This is a genomic window from Niveispirillum sp. KHB5.9 (assembly GCF_048066115.1).
Lineage (GTDB): Bacteria > Pseudomonadota > Alphaproteobacteria > Azospirillales > Azospirillaceae > Niveispirillum.
This window is the reverse complement of the sequence record NZ_JBLTYX010000030.1, coordinates 1-24,025: the sequence shown is the minus strand read 5'-3', so window position 1 is coordinate 24,025 and position 24,025 is coordinate 1. Positions and strand designations below refer to the sequence as shown.

17 protein-coding genes are annotated in these 24,025 nt (G+C 65.2%); 3 read left to right on the top strand and 14 right to left on the bottom strand.

The genetic code is table 11. The features are described from left to right. Positions 1-5: 5 nt before the first annotated feature. From ACM9HJ_RS28560 to ACM9HJ_RS28525, 8 genes are all read right to left on the bottom strand, one after another. Positions 6-764 (bottom strand): SDR family oxidoreductase, encoded by a 759-nt coding sequence (locus tag ACM9HJ_RS28560; RefSeq protein WP_416575200.1) that lies wholly within the window; start codon positions 762-764, stop codon positions 6-8. Then, the gene (locus ACM9HJ_RS28555; RefSeq protein WP_416575199.1) at positions 761-2,521 is read right to left on the bottom strand and encodes a hydantoinase B/oxoprolinase family protein; all 1,761 of its coding nucleotides are present in this window, start codon (positions 2,519-2,521) and stop codon (positions 761-763) included. The genes ACM9HJ_RS28560 and ACM9HJ_RS28555 overlap by 4 nt, the downstream gene beginning before the upstream one ends. Continuing rightward, complete coding sequence (locus ACM9HJ_RS28550) at positions 2,514-4,598, bottom strand: hydantoinase/oxoprolinase family protein (protein WP_416575198.1); 2,085 nt, start codon at positions 4,596-4,598, stop codon at positions 2,514-2,516. Before ACM9HJ_RS28550 ends, ACM9HJ_RS28555 begins: the two co-directional genes overlap by 8 nt. A 184-nt stretch (positions 4,599-4,782) precedes the next feature. Next, positions 4,783-5,718 (bottom strand): 3-keto-5-aminohexanoate cleavage protein, encoded by a 936-nt coding sequence (locus ACM9HJ_RS28545; RefSeq protein ID WP_416575197.1) that lies wholly within the window; start codon positions 5,716-5,718, stop codon positions 4,783-4,785. A gap of 86 nt (positions 5,719-5,804) precedes the next feature. Further along, complete coding sequence (locus ACM9HJ_RS28540; protein WP_416575230.1) at positions 5,805-7,091, bottom strand: MFS transporter; 1,287 nt, start codon at positions 7,089-7,091, stop codon at positions 5,805-5,807. A 34-nt stretch (positions 7,092-7,125) separates the two neighbouring features. Beyond that, complete coding sequence (locus tag ACM9HJ_RS28535) at positions 7,126-7,899, bottom strand: SDR family NAD(P)-dependent oxidoreductase (RefSeq protein ID WP_416575196.1); 774 nt, start codon at positions 7,897-7,899, stop codon at positions 7,126-7,128. Between the two features lie 22 nt (positions 7,900-7,921). Continuing rightward, positions 7,922-9,079, bottom strand: coding sequence for a serine hydrolase domain-containing protein (locus tag ACM9HJ_RS28530; RefSeq protein WP_416575195.1), 1,158 nt, complete (start codon positions 9,077-9,079; stop codon positions 7,922-7,924). 19 nt (positions 9,080-9,098) lie between these two features. Further along, on the bottom strand, positions 9,099-11,261 hold the full coding sequence (locus tag ACM9HJ_RS28525; protein WP_416575194.1) for a TonB-dependent receptor: 2,163 nt from the start codon (positions 11,259-11,261) through the stop codon (positions 9,099-9,101). Positions 11,262-11,804: 543 nt separating this feature from the next. Between ACM9HJ_RS28525 and ACM9HJ_RS28520 the strand changes: the two genes are divergently transcribed. After that, positions 11,805-12,602 (top strand): GntR family transcriptional regulator, encoded by a 798-nt coding sequence (locus ACM9HJ_RS28520; RefSeq protein WP_416575229.1) that lies wholly within the window; start codon positions 11,805-11,807, stop codon positions 12,600-12,602. Between the two features lie 118 nt (positions 12,603-12,720). Here the strand turns inward: ACM9HJ_RS28520 and ACM9HJ_RS28515 are convergent, their stop codons facing one another. From ACM9HJ_RS28515 to metE, 5 genes are all read right to left on the bottom strand, one after another. Then, positions 12,721-13,581 (bottom strand): isocitrate lyase/PEP mutase family protein, encoded by an 861-nt coding sequence (locus ACM9HJ_RS28515; protein ID WP_416575193.1) that lies wholly within the window; start codon positions 13,579-13,581, stop codon positions 12,721-12,723. A gap of 57 nt (positions 13,582-13,638) precedes the next feature. Continuing rightward, positions 13,639-14,823: a 2-methylaconitate cis-trans isomerase PrpF gene (gene prpF, locus ACM9HJ_RS28510; protein WP_416575192.1), complete on the bottom strand. Its 1,185-nt coding sequence runs from the start codon at positions 14,821-14,823 to the stop codon at positions 13,639-13,641. After that, entirely contained in the window at positions 14,823-17,459 is a 2,637-nt protein-coding gene (acnD, locus tag ACM9HJ_RS28505; RefSeq protein WP_416575191.1) for a Fe/S-dependent 2-methylisocitrate dehydratase AcnD, read from the bottom strand. The genes prpF and acnD overlap by 1 nt, the downstream gene beginning before the upstream one ends. A gap of 52 nt (positions 17,460-17,511) precedes the next feature. Next, the gene (prpC, locus tag ACM9HJ_RS28500; protein WP_416575190.1) at positions 17,512-18,675 is read right to left on the bottom strand and encodes a bifunctional 2-methylcitrate synthase/citrate synthase; all 1,164 of its coding nucleotides are present in this window, start codon (positions 18,673-18,675) and stop codon (positions 17,512-17,514) included. A 141-nt stretch (positions 18,676-18,816) separates the two neighbouring features. Beyond that, the gene (metE, locus tag ACM9HJ_RS28495) at positions 18,817-21,111 is read right to left on the bottom strand and encodes a 5-methyltetrahydropteroyltriglutamate--homocysteine S-methyltransferase (protein WP_416575189.1); all 2,295 of its coding nucleotides are present in this window, start codon (positions 21,109-21,111) and stop codon (positions 18,817-18,819) included. A gap of 110 nt (positions 21,112-21,221) precedes the next feature. On the opposite strand from metE, the gene ACM9HJ_RS28490 reads away from it, so the two are divergent. After that, positions 21,222-22,133, top strand: coding sequence for a LysR family transcriptional regulator (locus ACM9HJ_RS28490; RefSeq protein WP_416575188.1), 912 nt, complete (start codon positions 21,222-21,224; stop codon positions 22,131-22,133). 1 nt (position 22,134) lies between these two features. On the opposite strand, the gene ACM9HJ_RS28485 is transcribed toward ACM9HJ_RS28490, so the two are convergent. Continuing rightward, positions 22,135-22,464 carry an acyl-CoA thioesterase gene (locus ACM9HJ_RS28485; protein ID WP_416575187.1) on the bottom strand — a complete coding sequence of 110 codons (330 nt, stop codon included), beginning with the start codon at positions 22,462-22,464 and terminating at the stop codon, positions 22,135-22,137. Between the two features lie 137 nt (positions 22,465-22,601). Between ACM9HJ_RS28485 and ACM9HJ_RS28480 the strand changes: the two genes are divergently transcribed. Next, the gene (locus tag ACM9HJ_RS28480) at positions 22,602-24,023 is read left to right on the top strand and encodes a short-chain fatty acyl-CoA regulator family protein (RefSeq protein ID WP_416575186.1); all 1,422 of its coding nucleotides are present in this window, start codon (positions 22,602-22,604) and stop codon (positions 24,021-24,023) included. Positions 24,024-24,025: the final 2 nt, after the last annotated feature.

The following is a 24,025-nucleotide window of genomic DNA, read 5'->3' as shown; positions in this document are numbered from 1 at the left end:
GTTGGTCACTCCCACTCGACATTGCCGTCGACGGCGATCAACTGGCCCGTGACGTGGCGGGCGGCGTCGGATGCCAGGAACACGGCCATGTCGCCGATCTCGTGCGGCTGCACCTTGCTGCGCATGGAGATGTATTGCAGGAATTCCGCCTCCACGCTGGCGGCATCGGTGGCGCGCTGGCGGGCGATGCCGGCCAGGATGCCGCGCATGCGTTCGCTATCGACAAAGCCGGGGCGGATGGCGTTGACGCGGATATTGTCCGGCCCCAATTCCCGTGCGGCTGCCTTGGTCAGCCCCTCCAGCGCCCATTTGGACGCGATATAGGGGGAGCGGTCCAGGGGCAGGGTGGTCACCGATCCGGTGGAAATGTTGATGATCGCCCCGCCACCTTGCGCCTTCATCAGCGGGGTCACGGCGCGCATCAGGAAGAAGGCGCCATGGACATTGACCTCGAAACAGGTGCGCCAGCCCGTGTCGCCGATATCGGTGACGGGGCCGATCTGTCCGGCGATGCCGGCATTGTTGACCAGGGTGTTGACCCCACCCCAGCGGTCGTGAACCTGAGCGACGAAACGGTTGACCGCCTCGCTGTCCGATACGTCAAGGGTGGTGGCGATCAGGCCGGGATGGGTCTCCAATACCGCCGCGACCCGTCCCGGATCGGCATCGCAGATGGCGACATCGGCCCCGGCGGCCAGGAACCGTTCGACGATGGCCAAGCCGATGCCGGCGGCCCCGGCGGTGACGATGACGCGCTGCTTCATGATGCGGCCCTCAGGGCTTGCGTGGCGGAAAGGTCGGGATGGCCTTGCGCGTCCAGGGCGACACGGTAGACATCGTGGGCGCGGGCCGCCGACAGGTAGCCTTCGCGCACGGCACCGGCCACGCTGTCGGGCGTGCGGGCCAGCGGGTCGCCATAACCGCCGCCGCCAGCCGAAATCGCCGTGATCACATCGCCTTCCCGGACATTGACCAGGGCGCAGGCGGGCAGTGCCTCGCGCCCGCCATCGGCGCGGACCAGCCACTGGTCGGCCCGCCCGCCCGTACCGCCGCCGCGCACGCCCAGGGGCGCGTTGATATGCCCGTCGGAGCCGTAGCCGATATCGAACCCGCCGACCAGCGGCCCGAATTCCACGATGGTGGAAGGGGCGCCAGTGAATTGTCCCGCTCCCTCGCTGTCGGGCAGGAAGCCCCGGCGCAGCACCAGCAGCGGCTGGTACAGCTCGTCCAACTCCACCCCGTCGATGCAGCACATGCCGGCATTGCCGACATGGGCCGTGGTCCACCAGGCATCGGCATGCGGGCTGGCGGCCCCGCCGGAAAAGGCCAGAAAGATCTGGTTGACGAAGGGCCGGCCGTTGCGGGCATCGATGCCGGAGATGACCCCGGCCGATGGCGCGATCACCGCCCCGACCTCCGCCATGCCGAACCCGTCGCCCAGGTCGGCGATGGCCACCTGCACGGCATTGGCCACGCGGTCGGCAATGTTGGTGGTGGCCGTGGAACAGCTATAGGGATGTTCGGTGATGCCGGCGATGCAGCCGCGCCGCAATACCACGTCGATGCGGCGGAAGGCGCCGGCATTCTTGGGCACCCGGTGGTCCAGCGAATTGAACACCCCGATCATCGCGGCCGTCCTCGCGCACGCCTCGCTGAGGTTCATGCCGCAGGGCAGGCTGTCGGGATTGTCGGTCAGGTCGACCTTGATGCACCTTGCGGCATTGTCCACCGCGACCGTCGCCTTGATGGTCACGCCCGTTTCCGACATGCCGGGGAAAGGGTCATGGGTGCTGCTGGCCTCAACCATGCCGTCGGGCAGATGGGCGAGCGCCTCGACCATCGCCGCCTCGGAATAATCGAACCATTGGCCGGAGAAGCTGCGCAGCTTTTCCCAGCCCAGTTCCCGCCCCATGGCGAGCAGTTCCTTCTCCCCGATGCGGACGGCACCGACCATGGCCAGATAGTCGCCATGCCACTGGCCCGGCACGCGGATGCGCATCTGGCACATGCGGATGATGTCGTCGATATCCTGGTAATCCCGCTGCACCTGCACGGCCGGGAAGATCAGCGCGCCCTCATGATAGAGGTCGCGGGCATTGCCCATATAGGTGGTGGGTTCGGAATTGCCGATATCGGCCTGATGCGCCTTGGCCAGCACCGTGAAACGGTGCACGCCACCCTCATCGATCACCGGCACCAGCAGGGTCAAGTCGGCGGGGTGGGAGCAGCCATGATAGGGGGAATTGTGCAGGAAGGCGTCGCCGCGCTTCAGCGCCGGGTGGAACTGCTTCATGGTGCGGGCCATCATGTCGGGCCCGGCCAGCACATGGATGGGCAGGCTTTCCGCCGCCGCCAGCAGGTCGCCCGCGTCGGTGACGATGCAGCAGGAGAAATCCCGCGCCCGGTTCAGCACGCCCGACCGGCCGGTACGCAGCAGCGTATTGGCCATCTTGCGCACCACGCCTTCGAACCGGCTGTTGAGGATGGCGAGTTCCGCACCGTTCAGCTTGGTGTCAATCATGGCTCTGCCCCTCTGGATGGATGACGATGTTGCCGTGCGCGGAGCGGAACACGCTGGCGCCCGGATCGACGACGATGGTGGTGAAGGGGCTTTCGATGATGGCAGGCCCCTGGAAAACCCGGTCGGAAAGCATGGCATCCAGCCGGTGGATGGCCGTTTCCACCCAGCCCGTCCCCTGGAACCAGACGGGGCGGGTGCAGGCCGCCTCTTCCGCAACCTCGCCGTCACCGCCCAGGCGGAAGCTGGTGAAGGGCCGGACCCGGCAGCGGACGGTGGCGCGCAAACCCACGATCTCCACCGGGGAGGACGGATCGTCGATGGTGAAGATCTGCCGGTGGGCGGCATCGAAGACGCGACGCAAATGCGTCACATCCGCGTCCCCCATGAACTGGTCGAGCGGCAGGGCGACGTCGATGTCCCAGACCTGGTTCTCGTATCGCGCCTCGGCGATGATGCCGATCTCCGCCGGGCGGGACGGATCGCCGGACTTGGCGGCGAAGCCCTCGCACCGGGCAGTCAGGTCGGCCAGGGCGGCGTTGACCTTGGCGAAGTCGAAATCGGCCGTGCTGGTGAACAGGCTGGCGGCATATTCGCTGGTGATCTCCGACATCATGGCGCCGGCCGCACTCAACGCCGCCCCCGTTTCCGGGATGATCAGCCGTTCACAGCCCAGGCGCCTGGCGATGAAGGTGGAATTCAGCCCCGCCGCCCCGCCGCCGCCGATCAGCACGGATCGGGCGGGATCGATGCCCTGGGCCACGGTGATGTCGGCGATGGCCTGCACCATGTTTTCCGTGGACAGGTGGATGATGCTCCAGGCCGCTTCTTCAACGGTCACACCCAGCGGCCGGGCCACATGAAGGTCGATGGCGGCGCGTGCGGCGTCCCGGTCCAGCTTCATGGCCCCACCCAGGAAGAAATCCGGGTCCAGGAAGCCCAGCGTGATGGCCGCATCGGTGACCGTGGGCAGGATGCCGCCACGGCCATAGCAGACGGGGCCGGGCACCGCACCGGCACTTTCCGGCCCGACATGCAACAGCCCGCCCGCATCCACCCGCGCGATGGACCCGCCGCCGGCACCCACGCTTTTCACCTCCACCGACGGGTAGCCCACCAGATGGCCGCGTGTCGGCTGACCGATCCACAGCTCGCGGGTCATGGGCACATGGCCATTGCGGACCAGGGAGATGTCATAGGTGGTGCCGCCGGTGTCGGCGACGATGACACTGTCGGCATCGCCTTCCAGGCCCGCGTAGTGATGGCCGGCGATGGGGGCCATGGAGGGGCCGGAATTGATGATGCGGATGGGGGCGGCGGCCAGCTCGGTGGCCGGCATCATGCCGCCGGCACTGGTCAGCACCATGACATCGCCCTTGAACCCGGCTTCGCGCATCCGCGCCTCCAGCCCGCCCAAGTAACGGCCCATCAACGGCTTCAGCGCGGCGTCGATGGCGGTGGAGGAGGCGCGGCGGAATTCCCGCAGGCTGGGGTTCACCTGATGCGACAGGCTGACCGGCACGCCGGGCAGACCCTCCGCCAGCGCTTCGCCCACCAGCAACTCGTGTGCGGGATTGATGGTGGACCAGAGCAGGCAGACGGCCACCGCCTCCACCTTTTCCGCCTTCAACCGTTCGATGATCCCGACCAGGGCCGCCCTGTCCAGGGGGCGGTGGGCGGACCCGTCATGGATCAGCCGTTCCGGCACCTCGAAGGTCAACGCACGCGGGATGAAGGGGGCGGGGTAGGGGACGGAATGGTTGAACGGCTCGATCCGCCCGCCCTCGCGCAGGGTCAGGATATCGCGGTGTCCTGCCGTCACCAGCAGGGCGGTGCGCGCCGTGCGGCCGGTGATGATGGCGTTGATGGCATGGGTGGTGCCATGGATGAAGGTGCTGCCCCGGTCCAGCAGGCCGGCCAGATCCAGGCCCTGCGCCTGGGCCGCCAGGGTCAGGGCCGCCAGCACGCCCTGCACCGGATCGCCCGGCACGGTGGAAGCCTTGTGCATGCTGATGGCGCCGTCATCATCCTCCACCACCAGATCGGTGAAGGTGCCGCCGGTATCGGTTGCGAAGCGCATGGTGGCTCTCTGTTTTTGGGGTGATGTGAGGCGTCTCTTTTCCCGTCATCCCGGCGAAAGCCGGGACCCAGGGGCGGCGTGCCCGACCTTTCGGCTGCGTTGATCGACGCTGCGTTGAGGCTTGTTCTTGTGGCTACTGGGTCCCGGCTTTCGCCGGGATGACGACGAGGGGCTTGCCAGGTTGCTAAAACGCCACCCGATCCTGGCCCTTCAGTTCCAGCATCCGGCGCGCTTCGTCGGGCGTGGCGATCTCGATGCCCAGTTCGGTCAGGATGGTCCTGATCTTGCGCACCTGTTCGGCATTGCTCTTGGCCAGCTGCCCGCGCCCGATCATCAAACTGTCTTCCAGCCCGACGCGGACATTGCCGCCCAGCATCGCCGACATGGTGAGGAACCGCATCTGCGGCCGGCCGATGCCGAACGCGGACAGGTAATAGTCATTGCCGAACAGCCGGTCGGCCGTCTGCTTCATCAGGGTCAGGTTTTCCAGATCGGCGCCGATGCCGCCCAGCACGCCGAAAATGCCCTGGATCAGGAAGGGCGGCTTGATCAGCCCCCGGTCGGCGAAGTGCGCGACATTGTAGAGATGGCCAAGGTCGTAGCATTCATATTCGAACTTGGTGCCGTGGCCTTCGCCCAGCTCGCGGATGATGCGTTCGATCAGTTCGAAATTATGGTTGGCGGCGAAGCGCTTGCTGGCGGCCAGGAACGGCTGCTCCCACGGGTGCTTCCACTCTGTATATTTGTCGGCCAGACCGAAGATGCCGAAATTCATCGACCCCATGTTCAGCGACGTCATCTCCGGCAACGCCCGCAAGGGGGCGGCCAGCCGGTCATCCTCGGTGAAGCCCGGCGCGCCGCCGGTGGTGATGTTGACGATGGCGTCGCAGCGCTGCTTGATCTGCGGCAGGAACTGCATGAACAGCTCGGGATCGGCAGACGGCCGGCCATCGATCGGGTCGCGGGCATGCAAATGCAGGATGGCGGCACCGGCCTCCGCCGCTTCCACCGACTGGTCGATGATCTCCTGCGGGGTGATGGGCAGATAGGGCGACATGGTCGGCGTGTGGATGGAGCCGGTGATGGCACAGGTGATGATCACCTTTTCGGACTTGCGCATGGATATCTCCCAAGGGCCGGGCAAGAGGGTTCCCTTGGCGGCCGCTACGGGCCGCCCTACCCGGCGGACGGATGTTGAAAGAGGAGTTAGGTTGGGGTGGCGGCCCGCACCGGCGCCCGGCTGAACCAACCCAGTAGGGCGCCCAAGGCGGCAAAAATGACGGTGGCCAACAGCAGCGACGATCCCAGCGCCTTGTCATCGCCGAACACAAGATCGGTGATCACGCCGATGCTGGTGGGACCGAAGCCGATGGCGGTGAAGGTGATGGCGGCCATGAAGCACGCACTGGTCACGCCGCGCAGCCGTTCGGGTGTCAGCAACTGGATGCCCGACAGGCCCGGCGGGGCCGACGCGGTGATGAAGACATTCAGCAGGGCATAGGAAGCCAGCGACAGGGTGCGGTCCGTCGTGGTGCAGAACAGCGCGGCCACGGGCACCGACAGCAGCAGCATGGTGCCGATCACCACACCCGGCGCCCCGGCCACGCCCCTGGCCTGCAAACGGTCGGTCAGATAACCGCCCGTCAGATGGCCGATGGGGCTGGCGATCAGGACGACGAGGCCCACGGCGTAACCGGCTTCGGCCGGGGTGAAGCCGAAATTGCGGATATAGAAGGTGGGTGCCCAGGCGCCGTAGGACTGGACCAGCAGGATGGCGCAGGACGCCGCCGCCGTGTGCAGCAGATAGGCGGCACGGTGCCGGCCGATATGGGCGAACACCTCTTTCAGGCCGGGCTTGGCCACCGCGTCATCGGCACGGGCGGGTTCGCGCACCGACAGCAGCAGCAGACCCACGATCAGGCCCGGCAGGGCGGCCGCGACGAACAGTCCCTGCCAGGGGGCCAGGTGACCCCAGCCGGGCAGCATCATGCCGCCCTGTGCGGTCAGATAGGCCAGGATCATGCCACCGACGATCAGGGCCAGCGACTTGCCGAACGATGCGCCCATGGTGAAGGTGCCGATGGCACGCGCCAGCTTGCCCCGGCTGAAATAGGCGGCGATCAGCGACATGGCGGCCGGCACCAGGGCGGCTTCCCCGAAGCCCACGGCGACACGGGCCGCGAACAGGCCGCTGAACGAGGTGGCCAGGCCACAGGCCGCCGTCGCCAGGCTCCACAGCACGATGCCGACAATGATGATGTTGCGGCGGTTGGCCCGGTCCGCCGCCCAGCCCAGGGGGATGGCGGCGACCGTGTAGAGGATGACGAAGCCGGTGCCGTGCAGCAGGCCCAGCTGTGTATCGCTGAGCCCCATCTCCGCCTTGATCGGCACCAGGACGAGGCTCATCACGAACCGGTCGACAAAGGAGATGAGATGGGTCAGCGACAGCAAGGCCGCCACATACCAGGCATAGGCGCTGTCCTTGCGAAGCATCTGTGTCACTCCCCATCCCCCGTTTATGTTCTTATCAACCGATGGCGGCCGAAATACCCTCGTCGATGACCAACGTCGTGCCGAATACCGGCCGCGCCCCGTCCGACAGCAGATAAAGGGCCGCCTGTACCACCTCCGCCGGTTTGGAGAAGGTGACGCCGCTGGGGGTCATGCGGCGCATGCCCTCCAGAATTTCGGCCATTTCCGGGGCGTTGCGCAGCCCTTCATTCATGGGGGTCTCGGTATTGCCGGGGGCGAGCGCGTTGACATTGATGCCGAACGGCGCCAGTTCCGCGCCGGCCACCCGCGTCATCATCACGATGGCGGCCTTGCTGGCGCAATAGACGGCGAAACCTTTCACGCCGATGGTGCCGGCGACCGACGCGAAGTTCAGCACCTTGCCGCGCCCCCGCGCCTTCAGATGCGGGACGGCGGCCTGCAGGCAGTTCCAGCTGCCCTTCACATTGATGTCCATCATCCGGTCCACGGCACCGGCTGGCGTGTCGCCCACCGGGCTGGGTTCGAATACGCCGGCGGCATTGACCAGGATGTCCAGCCCGCCGAAATCGGCGGTCACACTATCGAGCAGGGCCGTTACCGCGTCCGCGTCCCGCACGTCGGCGGCGTAGGCCTTGGCCTCGCCGCCGGCCTGGGTGACGGCATCGACGATGGGGGCGGCCTTGGCGATATTGCTGCTGGCCACCACGGCGACGCGGGCACCCTGGGCGCCCAGCGCCTGGGCCAGGGTGGCGCCGATACCGGAACTGCCGCCGGTCACCAGCACGACTTTGCCTTTGAAATCGGACATTCTCTTCCTCCTTTCCAGAGGTTCAGATTTCGATTGTCGCCTGTGGGCCCAGGGCTGCTTCCACCAATGCCTGGCAGCGGTCGCCCATGCCGGCACCGGCGCACATCAGATTGGGGCTGTAGGCGAAGGACAGGCCCACCTCCGGATCGGCGATGCCCACGGCACCGCCGGCACCGGGATGGCCGAAGGCACGCGGATTGGCGCCGAACACCATCATGGGCGGATAGTTGAGGAACAGGCCCAGCCCATACCGGAAGGGCCGGTCGGTCATGCCGCAGGTGCCGCGCCAGCTTTCGGTGCGCATCGCCTCCACCAGCGTCGGCGACAGCAACCGGAAGCCATCCAGCGTGCCGCCATTGGCCAGGGCGGCATAGACCCGGGCGATGGCGCGGGCATTGCCATGGCCGTTGACGGACGGCACCACCGATCCGCGGAAGGCGGGGTCGTTATAGGGCGTGGGCGACGCGGGCCGCACGCGCCAGGCCCGGCCCAGCTTGGTGGTGATATCGCGGGTCTGGGTGAAGGTGGTGCTGGCCGGGTTGGGCATTATATCGGACACGCGGTGCAGGTCACCGTCACCCACCCCGTACCGGTAATCGACACCCATGGGCCGCGCGATCTCTTCGGTGAAGAAGCGATCGATGGGACGGCCATCGACCCGGCGCACCAATTCCCCCAGCAGGAAACCGGCCGACATGGAGTGATAGGCGCCCTGGCTGCCCGGTTCCCATTCCGGCTTCTGCGCCGCCAGGGCGCGGCACATCAGGTCCCAGTCATAAGCGGCCCCATCCGGTGCCGCATCGGCATAAAGCACGCCGGAGAGGGCGGACAGGATCATGCGGACACTGGTCTTTTCCTTGCCCGCCTGACCATATTCCGGCCAGTAGCGTGTGACCGGCGCTTCCAGATCGACCTTGCCACGATCGATCAGCATCAGCAGGCAGAATGCCGCCATCGACTTGCCCACCGACATCATGCAGCAGATCGTGTCTTCCTGCCAAAGCGCGCCGGTTTCCCGGTTGGCGACCCCGCCCCACAGGTCCACCACCTTTTCCCCGTGCCGGTAGACGCAGATGGCGGCGCCCAATTCCCCCCGGCTGCGGAAATTCTCGATGAAGACCTCCCGCAGCGGGGCGAAATCGGGGTGCCAGGTGCCATCGATGTGAAGGGGCGATGTCATCTTCGGCTTCCCTGGCGGATCAGTAGCTGTAGGTCAGGCGGATGCCATAGGTGCGCGGATCGCCCGGTGTGCCGGACGGTACAGCGGTGAAGGTGCCCGTGGAGACCAGATACTGCGTATCCGACAGGTTGCGGCCATAGACGATGACCTGCCAGTTGCTGTCGGCCGGGCTGTACCCGAAGCTGGCATTGATCAGGTCATAGCTGCCCATGGTCTGGATGGCGTCATTGACCAGGGTGAAATATTGCCGGTCCTTCCAGCCATATTCACCCCGGACAAAGGCCGACCCACCGCCCAGATCGAAACTGTACTGGCCATACAGGCTGTAGGCCCATTTCGGGGCGGAATTCAGGTATTTGCCAGAGGCGTCGATGGTGACGACGGGCGTAGCCCCCGGCACCGGTGCCTGGGGATAGTTCTTGTATTTGGCATCCAGCCAGGTCAGCGAACCACCGATCTCCAGCCCCGAGACGGGCCGGGTGGTCAGTTCCAGTTCCACCCCGTCCACCTTGGCGTCGGATGCGTTGGTGATGTCCACCACGCCCGGCGACAGGAAGGACTGCACCTGCAAATCATTGTAATCATAGGTGAAGACCGACCCGTTCAGGCGCACGCGCTTGTCGGCGAATTCCGTCTTGAACCCGGCCTCATAGCTCCACAACGTTTCCGGGGCGAAGCCCTGGGCCACGTTGGCGGAGGAGAAGTTGAAGCCGCCCGACTTGAACCCGCGCGTGGCGGACGCATAGAGCATCACATCCTCATCCACCTTGAACTCTGCCCCGAATTTCGGGGTCCAGGCCGTGTATTTGCCCTCGTTCAGGTAGAGGCGCGGATATGTGGCCAGCGGCACACCCGTGGTCAGGGTGTAGATGTTCAGCGACTGGTCGAAGGTCTTCTTCTCATCCGTGTAGCGGATGCCGGACGTCAGGGTGAACTGGTCGGTCACGTCGTACGAACCCTGGCCGTATCCGGCCCAGGCCTTGGTATCGACGGTCGGCGCCGGGTTGGTGACACGGTTCAGGTTATAGGCGATGACCAGGGTATTGGTGTCGATGTGCTCGTCGAAATAATAAAGCCCGACGACATATTTGAACTTGTCCACCCGGCCCGACAGGTTCAGTTCCTGTGACCATTGGTCCTGGAATTCCCGCTGACGCGTTTCCTGCCGGCGCAGATGGGTGGCGTCGGTGTCGGTGATATAATCCATATCGCTCTTGCGATAGGCGGTCAGCGACTTCAGTTCCATGGCATCGGACAGGCTGTAGGTGATCTCCGCCGACATGCCCTTGACCTTGCGGTCGGTATTGCTGGGACTGTCCACCGCCACCTTGTGCCAGTCGCCACGGATGGCCTCGGTGATCGGATCGACGGGGCCGCCGGCCACGGGGCGGAAGGGCTGCAACAGCGCCTGGTTGCCAACGGAATGGCCGTAATCGGCCATGTAATCGGCCCGGAACACGATATCCAGCGCCTCGTTCGGGGTGGCGCGCAGGATGGCGCGGGCCCCCCAGGTATCCTCGCTGGCGCGGTCATTGCCGGAAGCGACGACATTCTTGAAATAGCCGTCATGCTTGCTGCCCATCACCGACACGCTGCCATAGAGCCGGTCTTCGACCAGCGGGCCGCTGACATAGGCTTCGCCGCGATAGAGGTCGTAATTGCCGATGGTGGCCTGGGCCTTGGCCCGCACCTTTTGGTCGGGCAGGCGGGAGACGACATTGATGGTGCCGCCCACGGAATTGCGGCCATACAGCGTGCCTTGCGGCCCGCGCAAAACCTCGATCCGTTCCACATCCAGGAAATTGCTGAAGGCGGCGGCGGGCCGCGCGATATAGACGCCATCCACATGCATCGTCGTGCTGGGGTCGGACCCGGCGAACACGTTGTTGGACCCGATGCCACGGATATAGATCTGGGAGAAGGCGCCGTTCTGGGCGATGACCAGATTGGGGGTGGACCCCGCCAGATCACGGATATCCTTCATCCCGGTCTTTTCCAGGCTGTCGGCGGTAAACGCGGTGATGGCGATCGGCGTTTCCTGCAGGCGGGTATCACCCATCTTGGTCGCCGTGACGATGATCTCTTCCAGCGTGAAATCATCCGCCGCCTGTGCCAGCACGGGAACGGGGGCCAGGGCGGCCAGGATCGCGCTGGTCGTCAGCAAGGGGCGAAGCGTCGGCATTCTCATGTCCCTGTCCTCCATATGTATTCTTATCTAAAAGCGGCACGGGTGTAAGGGTCGCCATGGCAATCAATTCAAGATTGCCGCGTGCAACGCGTCCCGACGCAAATCCCCTGCGCGCCTGCAAGGCCCGTGGCCGTCCGATGTCTCGTGATGGTCCATGGCGTCATTCCCCGAGGGAATGCAGCCGTCCCGCAGCGCCCGGTCCCCCTGTTTCTCGACATATCGGGGTAACCCGCCGGGCGCCCCTTTAATCCGCCACAAAGTGTCGGCACTTTCAAGAAGGAATTTTTGATCCGGCCAATTTTTTCCGGATCAAAATGAAATCATCCAGAAAAATCAAATATTATCAGCATGATGGGTTGTGGTCATATTTGAGCGATGATGATCGCTGTCGGGTGATATCAAAATGTGTCGACACTATGTGGGGATGCGCTATCCTGTCTTCCGGCCTGCTTTTCAGGCGGTGGATCATTGTCGTAGCATCGACGCGTCGTTTGCCGGCAGGGCTGCGGATGAAGAAGGATCGGGGGCGGATTGGTGATGAAACAGGCCGGGGCGGATGAAAAGCCCAAGACGCGTACCCGCACCCCCCGCCCGCTGGCGGAGGAAGAGGGAGAGATGGAGGGCTTGCCACCCGGTATCGGCATCGCGCCATCGCCATTCGGTGCACCGAAGCTGCTGGCCGATGGCAGCACCAAGACCACGCTGGTGCAGCTGGTCCATGAAACGCTGATGCAGAGCCTGGATGAGGGGGTGCTGCGCCCCGGCCAGCGCATCAAGGCGGCGGAACTGGCCAAGCGCCTGGGTCTCAGCCGCGCGCCGGTGCGCGAGGCGTTGCATGTGCTGGCGGGGCAGGGGCTGGTCGAACTGCTGCCCGACAAGGGTGCCGTGATGCGTGAGCTGACCCTGGAGGACCTGATCCAGATCTATGAGGTCATGGGCCCCATCGCCAGGGTCGGCGTCGTCGCCGCCACGCGCAGGATCGATGAGGGGGACAACCGGCAAAGGGTGGAAGCGGCGGTGGAGCGCATCCGGGCCGCCCGCGACGCCCCGCCCTCATTCAAGTTCTATCTGGTCCTGAACGATTTCCACTATCTGCTGAACGCCATCGGGCAGAAGCCCTATGTGGATTATCTGCTGGGCCTGATGAATATCGAATATTGGAACCGGTTCCTGGCCGGGGCCATCGACATGCGCACGCATATTCCGGGCTATATCGCCAACTACAACCGGCTCGCGGATGCGGTGATGGCGGGTGACGTCCGGTCGGCGGCCGCCATCATGGACAGCCATATCGAATGGTCCATCGGGCTGCTGGAACGTTCCGTGACCCGGTAGCCGCAAGCCCCGGCCGGAAAAAGGGTGCGGCAGGGCGCCATCCAGCGAACGCCCCGCCCCCGCCCCCGTGGATCGGCCCGAAGGACGATCCAGCCCCGATACAAACCGCCGCGTCCGGTCAGCTGTAGCGCTTGTCCAGCGCGTCCCATTCCGGCTTGCCGACCAGACGCTGGCGCTCGGCGAAGGGGGTGACGAGACCGCTATCCTCCCTCACTTCCCTTTCATCGCGCAGGACGGTCAGCGCCTTCTGCATGCCCATCACCGCGCCCTGCAGGGCGGCATTGGCGTAGAGCACGATGCCATAGCCCAAGCCCGCCAGGTCGGTGGCGTTGAAGATCGGGGTCTTGCCGCCGATCACCATGTTCATCAGCTGCGGCCGGTCCAGACGCTGCGGCAGGGCGCGGATTTCATCGGCCGTGGTGACGGCCTCCACGAACAGGATGTCGGCACCCGCCTCGGCGAACCTCGCGGCGCGCTCCACCGCCGCCTCGAACCCATGGACGGCCGCCGCATCGGTGCGGGCCATGATCAACAGGTCCGGGTCGCGTCTGGCATCGACGGCGGCCTTGATCTTGGACACGGCCTCTTCGGTGGAGATGACATCCTTGCCGTTGAAATGGCCACAGCGCTTGGGTGCCACCTGGTCTTCCAGCTGGATGCAGTCGGCCCCCGCCCGTTCCAGGGTGCGCACCGTGTGATAGACGTTCAGCGCGTTGCCGAAGCCGGTATCGGCATCGACCAGCAGCGGTACCTCGACCGTATCGCGGATGCGGGCCGTATGGTCGGCGATTTCCGCCAGACCCATGAAGCCCTGGTCGGGCATGCCGAACCACATGTTGGTGACACCGGCACCGGTGACATAGATCGCCTCGAACCCCAGATCCTCCACCACCTTGGCGGACAGCGCGTTGAACGCGCCGGGAACGATGACGCCGCGGCGGGCTTCCACCAGGGCTTTCAGCTGTTTGCGGGTAGACATGGGCTTTCCTTGAATCTTGAAACCTTTGCGGCGGCGACGGCGTTTGAGGAACGTGAACTACAAACTGTCGGCGGGGATGCGGACCCAGCCTTCCATCAGGATGCGGGCGCTGCGGCTCATCACCGCCTTGGTGACCTGCCATTTGCCGTCCACCAGCCTGGCCTCCGCCCCTACGCGCAGGGTGCCGGACGGGTGGCCGAAGCGGACGGCGTTGCGGGTACCGCCACCGGCCGCCAGATTGACCAGGGTGCCGGGGATGGCGGCGGCCGTGGCGATGGCGACGGACGCCGTGCCCATCATGGCGTGGTGCAGCTTGCCCATGGACAGGGCACGAACCAGCAGATCGACCTCGGCGGCGGCGATCCGCTTGCCGCTGGAGACGACATGGTCTACCGGTGGGGCGACGAAGGCGATCTTGGGCGTGTGCTGGCGCCTGGGCGCGTCGGCTATGTCCTTGATCAGGCCCATACGCACGGCGCCGATGGCGCGCAGGGTTTCGAACCGGGCGAGTGCCACTTTGTCGTCATTGATATCGCCCGGCAATTCCGTGCCGTGATAGCCGATATCGGCGGCATTCACGAAGATGGTGGGGATGCCGGCATTGATCAGGGTGGCGCGCAGTCTGCCGCCCGGTATCTCCAGCTCATCCACCGGATCGCCGGTGGGGAACATCGCACCGCCACCCTCCCCCTCGTCCGCCGGATCCAGGAATTCCAGCACGATCTCGGCAGCCGGGAAGGTCACGCCATCCAGCTCGAAACCACCCGTCTCCTGCACCTGCCCGCCGGTGACGGGCACATGGGCGATGATGGTTTTGCCGATATTGGCCTGCCAGATGCGGACGGTGCAGATGCCGTCCTCGGGTACGCGGCTCTTGTCGATCAGGCCGGCATCGATGGCGAAGGCCCCGGCCGCCGTGGACAGGTTGCCGCAATTGCCCGACCAGTCGACAAAGGCACTGTCGATGGACACCTGGCCATACAGATAGTCGACATCATGGCCGGGCCGGCTGCTTTTCGACAGGATCACGCATTTGGACGTGCTGGAGGTGGCGCCACCCATGCCGTCAGTATGCTTGCCATAAGGGTCGGGGCTGCCGATCACCCGCAGGAACAGGCGGTCGCGGGCCGGTCCCGGCACTTGGGCGCTTTCGGGCAGATCCTCCAGCCGGAAGAACACGCCCTTGCTGGTGCCGCCGCGCATATAGGTGGCGGGAATGCGGATTTGCGGTGCCGACGCCATTAGACCGCTTCCTTCTGCGGGGTTTGCGAGGCCAGGAAATCCTGGGCAAAGCGCTGCAGCACGCCGCCCGCCTCATAGATCGATACTTCCTCGGCCGTGTCCAGGCGACAGGTGACCGGCACCTCCACCCGCTCGCCGTTGCGGCGTCGGATGACCAGGGTCAGGTCGGCGCAGGCGCGGCGGTCGCCCGTCACATCATAGGTTTCGGTGCCGTCCAGGCCCAGGGTCAGGCGCGTCGTGCCCGGCTTGAATTCCAGCGGCAGCACGCCCATGCCGATCAGGTTGGTACGGTGGATGCGCTCGAACCCCTCGGCGACGATGGCTTCCACCCCCGCCAGCCTCACCCCCTTGGCGGCCCAGTCGCGGCTGGACCCCTGGCCGTAATCGGCGCCGGCGATGATGATCAGCGGGCGGCGGCGGTCCAGATAGGTTTCGATCGCCTCCCACATCCGCATGACTTTGCCATCGGGTTCCACCCTGGCCAGGGAGCCCTTCTTCACCACTCCGTCGACCAATGCCATTTCATTGACCAGCTGCGGGTTGGCGAAGGTGGCGCGCATGGCGGTCAGGTGGTCGCCGCGATGGGTGGCGTAGGAATTGAAATCCTCCTCCGGCAATCCCATCCGCGCCAGATATTCACCCGCCGCCGAATTGGCCAGGATGGCGTTGGACGGCGACAGATGGTCGGTGGTGATATTGTCCGGCAGGATGGCCAGCGGCCGCATATCCTTCAAGGTGCGCGGGAAGGCCGCCAGCGCCCCCACCCCTTCGGTGTCCCAATAGGGCGGGCGGCGGATATAGGTGGAGGTCGGGCGCCAGTCGTAAAGCGGACTGACCTTGGCTCCACCGCCGCGGTTGGCACCGAACATCGGCTCGTACACCTGGCGAAACTGTTCCGGCTTCACCGAGGCAGCGACGATGGCGTCGATCTCCTCGTCCGAGGGCCACAGGTCCTTCAGGGTGATGGGATTGCCGGCAGCGTCGCTGCCCAGCACGTCGCGTTCGATGTCGAACCGCACCGTGCCGGCAATGGCATAGGCGACCACCAACGGCGGCGAGGCCAGGAAGGCCTGTTTGGCATAGGGATGGATGCGGCCGTCGAAATTGCGGTTGCCGGACAGGACAGCCGTCGCATAGAGGTCGCGGGTAATGATCTCTTGCTGGATCGCCGGGTCAAGGGCACCCGACATGCCGTTGCAGGTGGTGCAGGCATAGGCGACGATGCCGAAGCCCAGCTTCTCCAGCTCCGACAGCAGGCCGGCTTCTTCCAGGTAGAGCCTCGCCACCTTGGACCCGGGCGCGAAGGAGCTTTTCACCCAGGGCTTGCGCACCAGGCCAAGTTCGTTGGCCTTCTTTGCCAGCAGGCCGGCGGCCACGACGTTGCGCGGGTTGGAGGTATTGGTGCAGCTGGTGATGGCGGCGATGATCACCGCCCCGTCGGGCAGCAGCCCCTGACGCTCTTCCGCCTGCGCCTTGCCCAGATCGACGGCGATGCCGCGTTCGGCCAGGGCGGATGTCGGCAGGCGCTTGTGCGGATTGGAGGGGCCGGCCATGTTGCGCACGACGCCGGACAGGTCGAAGCTCAGCACCCGCTCATAGTCGGCCGTCTTCAGCGCGTCGGCCCACAGGCCCAGCACCTTGGCGTATTGCTCTACCAAGGCCACCTGCTCCGGTTCCCGACCCGTCAGGCGCAGGTAATCGATGGTCTGGTCATCGATGTAGAACATGGCGGCGGTGGCGCCGTATTCCGGGCACATGTTGGAGATGGTGGCCCGGTCGCCGATGGACAGGCTGTCGGCGCCTGGCCCGAAGAATTCGACCCAGGCGCCGACCACCCGTTGCTTGCGCAGGAATTCGGTGAGCGCCAGGACGATGTCGGTGGCGGTGATGCCGGGCCGGCGCCGGCCGGTCAGACGCACACCGACGATATCGGGCAGGCGCATCATCGATGCCCGGCCCAGCATCACCGTCTCCGCCTCCAGACCGCCGACACCGATGGCGATGACGCCCAGCGCATCGACATGCGGCGTGTGGCTGTCGGTGCCCACGCAGGTATCCGGGAAGGCCACGCCGTCACGGGCCTGGATCACCGGCGACATCTTTTCCAGATTGATCTGGTGCATGATGCCGTTGCCGGCCGGGATCACATCGACATTCTCGAAGGCGCGCTTGGTCCATTCGATGAAATGGAACCGGTCCTCGTTGCGGCGATCCTCCACGGCGCGGTTCTTGGCGAACGCATCCGGGTCGAAGCCGCCATGTTCCACGGCCAGGGAATGGTCGACGATCAGCTGTGTCGGCACCACCGGGTTGACCTTGGACGGATCGCCGCCCTGGTCGGCGATGGCATCGCGCAATCCTGCCAGATCGACCAGCGCCGTCTGGCCCAGGATGTCGTGGCAGACGACGCGGGCGGGATACCAGGGAAAATCCAGATCGCGGCGGCGTTCCACCAGCTGGCGCAACGCGTCGGTCAGCAGGGCCGGGTCGCAGCGGCGCACCAGCTGTTCGGCCAGCACGCGTGATACGTAGGGTAATCCGGCCCAGGCACCGGGGCGGATGGTGTCCACGGCGGCGGGGGCATCGAAATAGTCCAGCTGTGTGCCCGGCAACCGCTTGCGGTAGTCTTCATTCATGGCATTTCCGATCATGGCCGGCGATTGCTGTCATCAACCTGTCGTGCAGGGGTCACTGCCGCTGGTCGATGGCGACGAAGGCGCGGTCCTCCGGGCCGACATAGTTGGCGCTGGGCCGGATGATCTTGTTGTCGATGCGCTGTTCGATGATATGCGCCGCCCAGCCGGACGTGCGGGCGATGACGAACAGCGGCGTGAACATCGCCGTGGGCACGCCCATCATGTGGTAGGAGACGGCGCTGAACCAGTCCAGGTTCGGGAACATCCGCTTCACCTCCCACATCACGGCCTCCAGCCGCGCCGCGATGTCGAACATCTTGGTCGACCCCGCTTCCAGGGAAAGCTGGTGGGCGACACGCCTGATCACCTCGTTGCGCGGGTCGGACACGGTATAGACGGGGTGGCCGAAGCCGATCACCACTTCCTTGCGGTCCACCCGCGCTCGGATGTCGGCCTCCGCCTCGTCCGGATTGTCGTAACGCTTCTGGATTTCGAATGCGACCTCGTTGGCCCCGCCATGCTTGGGCCCGCGCAGCGCGCCGATGGCACCGGTGATCGCGGAATACATGTCCGATCCCGTGCCGGCGATCACCCGGCCGGTGAAGGTGGAGGCGTTGAATTCATGTTCGGCATAGAGAATCAGCGAAATGTGCATCGCCCGCTCCCACTGTGCCGTGGGCTTTTTCCCGTGCAGCAAATGCAGGAAATGCGCGCCGATGCTGTCATCGTCGGTATCGACATCGATGCGCTTGCCGTTCGTGGACCAGTGGTACCAGTAGAGCAGCATCGATCCCAGTGAGGCCATCAGCCGGTCGGCGATGTCGCGCGCACCGGGGATATTATGGTCGTCCTTCTCCGGCAGGGCGCAGCCCAGGGCCGAGACGCCGGTGCGCATCACATCCATCGGATGGGCGGACGCCGGCAAACATTCCAGCGCCTGTTTGACATTGGTCGGCAGGCCGCGCATGGCCCGCAGCCGGGCTTTGTAGGCGCGCAGCTCGGCAGCATTCGGCAGCTTGCCATGGACCAGCAGATGCGCCACCTCCTCGAACTCGCAGCGCTCCGCGATGTCCAGGATGTCATAGCCCCGGTAATGCAGATCGTTGCCGGATTTGCCAACGGTGCAAAGGGCGGTATTGCCGGCGGTGACGCCGGAAAGGGCGACCGACTTCTTGGGTTTGAAGGTGGGTGCCGTTTCAGCTGCTGCTGCACTCATGGGGGCGTTTCCTGATGATGTACCGTTTGGCCGCATCATCGGGAGACGCCCCGCTTTGGTGAATGGCTGAAATGGTGAAGATTTGCCGAGACGATCCTGCGAATTTGGGAAGGTTGTGAAGGTTGTAGCGGCGTATCCGCGCTATGAGGCGGCGGCGCGCAGGGTCCTGGCGGCGCTGACCATGCCGGTCAGCGCCGGGATCACCTCGTTCCATTGCCGGGTCTTCAGGCCGCAATCGGGGTTCACCCAAAGGCGTTCCGCCGGGATGCGCTCGGCCGCCTTTTTCATCAGGTTGACCATATGGTCTTCGGTCGGAATGTTCGGCGAATGGATGTCATAGACGCCGGGGCCGATCTGGTTGGGGTAGTTGAAATTGTCGAAGGCCTCCAGCAGCTCCATGTCCGATCGGGAGGTTTCGATGGTGATGACGTCGGCATCCATGTCGGCGATGGATGCGATGATGTCGTTGAATTCCGAATAGCACATGTGGGTGTGGATCTGGGTCTTGTCGGCCACGCCATTGGCCGTGATGCGGAAGCTCTCGATCGCCCAGTCCAGATAGTCCCGCCATTGCGCGCGGCGCAGCGGCAGTCCCTCGCGCAGGGCCGCCTCGTCGATCTGGATGATGCGGATGCCGGCCTTCTCCAGATCCTGCACCTCTTCCCGGATGGCCAGCGCCAGCTGATAGCAGGAAACCGAACGCGGCTGGTCGTCGCGCACGAAGGACCAGTTCAGGATGGTGACCGGGCCGGTCAGCATGCCCTTCATCGGCTTGTTGGTCAGCGACTGGGCATAGGCGATCCACTCCACGGTCATGGCGTGCGGGCGGCTGATATCGCCGAACAGGATCGGCGGCTTGACGCAGCGCGAGCCGTAGGATTGTACCCAACCGCCCTGGCTGAAGACGTAACCATCCAGTTGCTCTCCGAAATATTCCACCATGTCGTTGCGCTCGGCCTCGCCATGCACCAGCACGTCCAGGCCCAACGCCTCCTGCTCGCGCACCGACCGTTCGATCTCCTGCCGCATGGCCTGGTTGTAGGCAGGCAGGTCCAGGTTGCCGGCCTTGAAGGCGCTGCGCACCAGCCGGATTTCCTTGGTTTGCGGGAAGGAACCGATGGTGGTGGTAGGGTAGAGCGGTAGGTTCAGATGGGCCTGCTGTTTGGCCGCACGGGTCGCGAAATCACCCTTGCGGCGGCCCAGGCCGGCATCGATGCGGGCCACGGCCGCCTTGACCGCCGGATTGTTGACGCGCGGCGAATTGCGGCGGGCGGCGATGGCGGCCGCGTTGGCGGCCAGTTCATCGGCGACGGCATCGTAGCCCTGCGTCAGGGCTGCGGCCAGCACCTTGATCTCCGCCAGTTTCTGGATGGCGAAGGCCAGCCAGGACCTGATCTCTTCATCCAGCTTGCGTTCGCCCGCCAGATCGACAGGAACGTGCAGCAGCGAGCAGGAAGGCGCGATCCACAACCGGTCGCCCAATTGCGTCGCCACCGGCTCCAGCCAGTTCAGGACGGAAGTCAGATCGGTCTTCCAGATGTTGCGGCCGTTCACCACGCCCAGCGAGATCACCCGGTCGGACGGCACGGCGCGGATCAGCGCATTGACCTCGTCGCGGGCATTGATGGCATCCAGATGGATGCCGTGGACCGGCAAGCTGGCGGCCAAGTCCAGGTTCTCGCGCAACTGGCCGAAATAGGTCGTCAGCAGCAGCCTGACGCCGCTGTCCTTCAGTGCCGCATAGGCCTGGGTGAAGGCATCGCGCCAGGCGTCGTCCAGTTCGGTGACCAGGATCGGCTCATCGATCTGCACCCATTCCACGCCCTGGCCGGCCAGGGCCTTCAGCAACTCGGCATAGACGGGCAACAGCCGGGGCAGCAGGGACAGCCTGTCCGACCCGTCCTTGGCCTTGCCGATGGCCAGATATGTCACGGGGCCGACGATCACCGGCTTGGCCTTCACCCCCAGCGCCCTGGCCTCGGCCAGCTGTTCCAGCAGGCGCGACGCGTCCAGCTTGAACCGCGTGTCGGCGTCGAACTCCGGAACGATGTAATGGTAGTTGGTGTCGAACCATTTGGTCATCTCACCGGCGGCGACACCGCCGCAGCAGGCGGCATGGTCGTCGGTGCCCTTGGCCGACCGGCCGCGCGCCACGCGGAAATAGTTGTCCAGCTTGTCGCCATGGAAGTTCCGCACCCGCTCCGGCAGGTTGCCCAGGGTGAAGCTCATGTCCAGGATCTGGTCATAGAAGGCGAAGTCGCCCACCGGCACGAGATCGAAGGCGGCCTGGTCGTGCCAATGGCGGGTGCGCAGCGCGGCACCGACGGCGATCAGCGCGTCGCGGGAGGATTCACCCTTCCAATAGGCTTCCTGCGCGAACTTCAGCTCGCGTTTGGCGCCGATGCGGGGGAAGCCGAGATTGTGGGTCGTTGCCATGGTCTTCGCCTTGGGATTGGGGAACGACCTGGACCATATGACCTGTAATCAATGAAGAAAAATGGTATGATTTCATGGTTCGATGAAACTGAATCATACATGGAAACATCATGTCGATCCTGGAGCGCATCCATCTGTCCATCATCCGCGAGGTGGATCGCCAAGGCTCCCTGACCGCGGCGGCCAGCCGGTTGAACCTGACCCAGTCGGCGCTGAGCCATTCCATCGCCAAGCTGGAGAAACAGATCGGCATCGCGGTCTGGCACCGCGAGGGGCGCAGCCTGCGACCAACCCAGGCCGGGGAATGGCTGCTGGCCGTGGCCAACCGCCTGCTGCCGCAACTGACCCATGCCGAGGAACGGTTGCAGCAATTCGCCAAGGGAGAGCGCGGCAACTTGCGCATCGGGATGGAATGCCATCCCTGTTACCAATGGCTGCTGAAGATCGTCGCCCCCTATCTCGATACCTGGCCCAAGGTGGATGTGGATGTCCGCCAGAAGGTGCAGTTCGGCGGCATCGGCGCCCTGTTCGGCTATGATATCGACATGCTGGTGACGCCGGACCCGCTGTTCAAGCCGGGCCTGCGGTTCGAGCCGGTATTCGATTACGAGCAGGTGCTGGTGGTGGGGCCGGACCACAGGCTGCGCGATGCGGAATTTGTCGAGGCGCGGCAGGTGGCGGATGAGGTGCTGATCACCTATCCGGTGCCGACCGACCGGTTGGACATCTATACCCGCTTCCTGATGCCGGCCGGCATCAATCCCAAGCGGCACAAGGAGATCGAGACGACGGACATCATGCTGCTGATGGTCTCGCACGGGCGCGGGGTGGCGGCGCTGCCGCGCTGGATGGTGGAGGAGTTCGGGGGCAGGTTCGGGGTATCCCCGGTGCGGCTGGGGCCGGACGGCGTGGATAAGCAGATTTTCCTGGGCTTCCGGGAAGCCGACGCCGACATCGACTATCTGCGCGCCTTCGTGGACATGGCGCTGGCCCACCGGGATGCGGCGGCAGCTCGGTTGTGATTTACACGGCGACCATCTGGAAATAACCGCTCATCGCCAGGGTGCGGCGACCGGCAGGGGATTGAACCATTCCGTCGACCAGAATGGTCATGCTGGCCGCGTCGGTATGGATGACGCGGGCCGTCAGTTCCAGCAGCTGGCCGATGGCAACTGGCTGGTGGAAACACACATCGTCCGTCCGTGTCATCGCCACCTTGCCGTTGGTGTGGCGGCGGGCGGCAGCCAGGGCGGCGTTGCCCATCAGGCGCAGAGCATTGCCACCGAACAGCATGCCATCATGGTCGGCCGGATCGGAAACCACCGTCTCCATCAGCGTCGTGCCGGTTTCCATGGCTGTCTCTTCAATCCACTTGCAAATTCCCAACGCCATTCTCAATATTCGCAATGGATCGGCAAATGAATGTCTGAATTAGTGAAGATTTGCGCAGGATACCCTGCGAATATGTGAATGTTGTGAATGGTGGGATCATGCGCAAGCAGTTCGTCGGGGTCCGGCTGCGCCGGCTGCGGGAGGAGAAGGGACTGAGCCAGGCGGCACTGGCCCGGGCGCTGGAGCTTTCGCCCAGCTACCTGAACCAGCTCGAACAGAACCTGCGGCCCCTGACCGTGCCCGTGCTGCTGAAGATCAACGCGGTCTTCGGCGTGGATGTGCAGCTGTTCTCCGAGGATGAGGAGGCCCGCCTGGTCGCCGATCTGCGCGAGGCGCTGACGGAGGCCGGCGTCGCCGACGGCGTGGCGCTGGCGGAGTTGAAGGAGCTGGCGTCAAGCATGCCATCGGTTGGCCGGGCGCTGCTGTCCCTGCATCGCCGCTATCGCGAGGCATCGGGGCGGCTGGAACAGGTATCGGCCCGGCTTGGGGAGGAGTGGCAGGCCACGCCCAAGCCGCTGATGCCGTTCGAGGAGGTGCGGGACTTCTTCTATGCCCGTCACAATCATGTCGAGCCGCTGGATGTGGCGGCGTCGGCGCTGCAGCGGGGATCGAACCTCGCCATCGGCAACATGGCACCGGGACTTCTGGTGCATCTGGCCCGCCGTCACGATGTCCGGGTGGTGATGGTGGAGAGCGGCGTGGAAGGGGACCGCGCGTCGCGCCGCTTCGACCGGTCCAGCCGCACGCTCTATCTGTCCTCCGACCTGACAGCGGGTCAGCGCGCCTTCCATATGGCGACGCAGATCGCCTTCCTGGAGCAAGCCGAGGAGTTGGACCGGCTGACGGCCCAGGCCGATTTCTCCGGCGGGGAGGCGCGCCGCCTGGCCCGCATCGGGTTGGCCAACTATTTCGCCGGCGCCGTCATCCTGCCCTATCAGCCGTTCCTGACCGCCGCTGAAAACCTGCGCTACGATATCGAGCGGCTGGAGCGGCAGTTCGGCGTGGGGTACGAGACGATCTGCCATCGGCTTTCCACCCTGCAAAGGCCCGATGCCCGCGGCGTGCCCTTCTTCTTCGTGCGGGTGGACCGGGCCGGCAACATCTCCAAACGGCAATCGGCCACCGACTTCCATTTCTCCCGCGTCGGCGGCTCCTGTCCCCTGTGGAATGTGTACGAGGCCTTCGCCCAGCCCGGCCGCATCCTGACCCAGCGGGCGCTGATGCCGGATGGGCGGCAGTATCTTTGGGTGGCGCGCACGGTCAGCCAGGGGGCCGGGGGCTATGGCACGCCCGCCAAGCAGTTCGCCATCGGCCTGGGCTGTGACATCCGCCATGCCGGGCGGCTGGTCTATGCCAAGGGCATGGACCTGTCGGACATGGAGGCTGCAATCCCGATTGGCGCCGGCTGCAAGGTGTGCGAGCGGACGGATTGCGCCCAGCGGGCCTTTCCCGCCATCGGCCGGCACCTGGCCGTGGATGAGGCGGTGGCGCGTTTCGCACCATATCGGGCGGAAACTTGATC

Coding starts and splice junctions, on each gene's coding strand:
- ACM9HJ_RS28560 (WP_416575200.1), bottom strand. CDS start 764: ATGAAGCAGCGCGTCATCGTCACCGCCGGGGCCGCCGGCATCGGCTTG.
- ACM9HJ_RS28555 (WP_416575199.1), bottom strand. CDS start 2,521: ATGATTGACACCAAGCTGAACGGTGCGGAACTCGCCATCCTCAACAGC.
- ACM9HJ_RS28550 (WP_416575198.1), bottom strand. CDS start 4,598: ATGCGCTTCGCAACCGATACCGGCGGCACCTTCACCGATCTGGTGGTG.
- ACM9HJ_RS28545 (WP_416575197.1), bottom strand. CDS start 5,718: ATGCGCAAGTCCGAAAAGGTGATCATCACCTGTGCCATCACCGGCTCC.
- ACM9HJ_RS28540 (WP_416575230.1), bottom strand. CDS start 7,091: ATGCTTCGCAAGGACAGCGCCTATGCCTGGTATGTGGCGGCCTTGCTG.
- ACM9HJ_RS28535 (WP_416575196.1), bottom strand. CDS start 7,899: ATGTCCGATTTCAAAGGCAAAGTCGTGCTGGTGACCGGCGGCAGTTCC.
- ACM9HJ_RS28530 (WP_416575195.1), bottom strand. CDS start 9,079: ATGACATCGCCCCTTCACATCGATGGCACCTGGCACCCCGATTTCGCC.
- ACM9HJ_RS28525 (WP_416575194.1), bottom strand. CDS start 11,261: ATGCCGACGCTTCGCCCCTTGCTGACGACCAGCGCGATCCTGGCCGCC.
- ACM9HJ_RS28520 (WP_416575229.1), top strand. CDS start 11,805: ATGAAACAGGCCGGGGCGGATGAAAAGCCCAAGACGCGTACCCGCACC.
- ACM9HJ_RS28515 (WP_416575193.1), bottom strand. CDS start 13,581: ATGTCTACCCGCAAACAGCTGAAAGCCCTGGTGGAAGCCCGCCGCGGC.
- prpF (WP_416575192.1), bottom strand. CDS start 14,823: ATGGCGTCGGCACCGCAAATCCGCATTCCCGCCACCTATATGCGCGGC.
- acnD (WP_416575191.1), bottom strand. CDS start 17,459: ATGAATGAAGACTACCGCAAGCGGTTGCCGGGCACACAGCTGGACTAT.
- prpC (WP_416575190.1), bottom strand. CDS start 18,675: ATGAGTGCAGCAGCAGCTGAAACGGCACCCACCTTCAAACCCAAGAAG.
- metE (WP_416575189.1), bottom strand. CDS start 21,111: ATGGCAACGACCCACAATCTCGGCTTCCCCCGCATCGGCGCCAAACGC.
- ACM9HJ_RS28490 (WP_416575188.1), top strand. CDS start 21,222: ATGTCGATCCTGGAGCGCATCCATCTGTCCATCATCCGCGAGGTGGAT.
- ACM9HJ_RS28485 (WP_416575187.1), bottom strand. CDS start 22,464: ATGGAAACCGGCACGACGCTGATGGAGACGGTGGTTTCCGATCCGGCC.
- ACM9HJ_RS28480 (WP_416575186.1), top strand. CDS start 22,602: ATGCGCAAGCAGTTCGTCGGGGTCCGGCTGCGCCGGCTGCGGGAGGAG.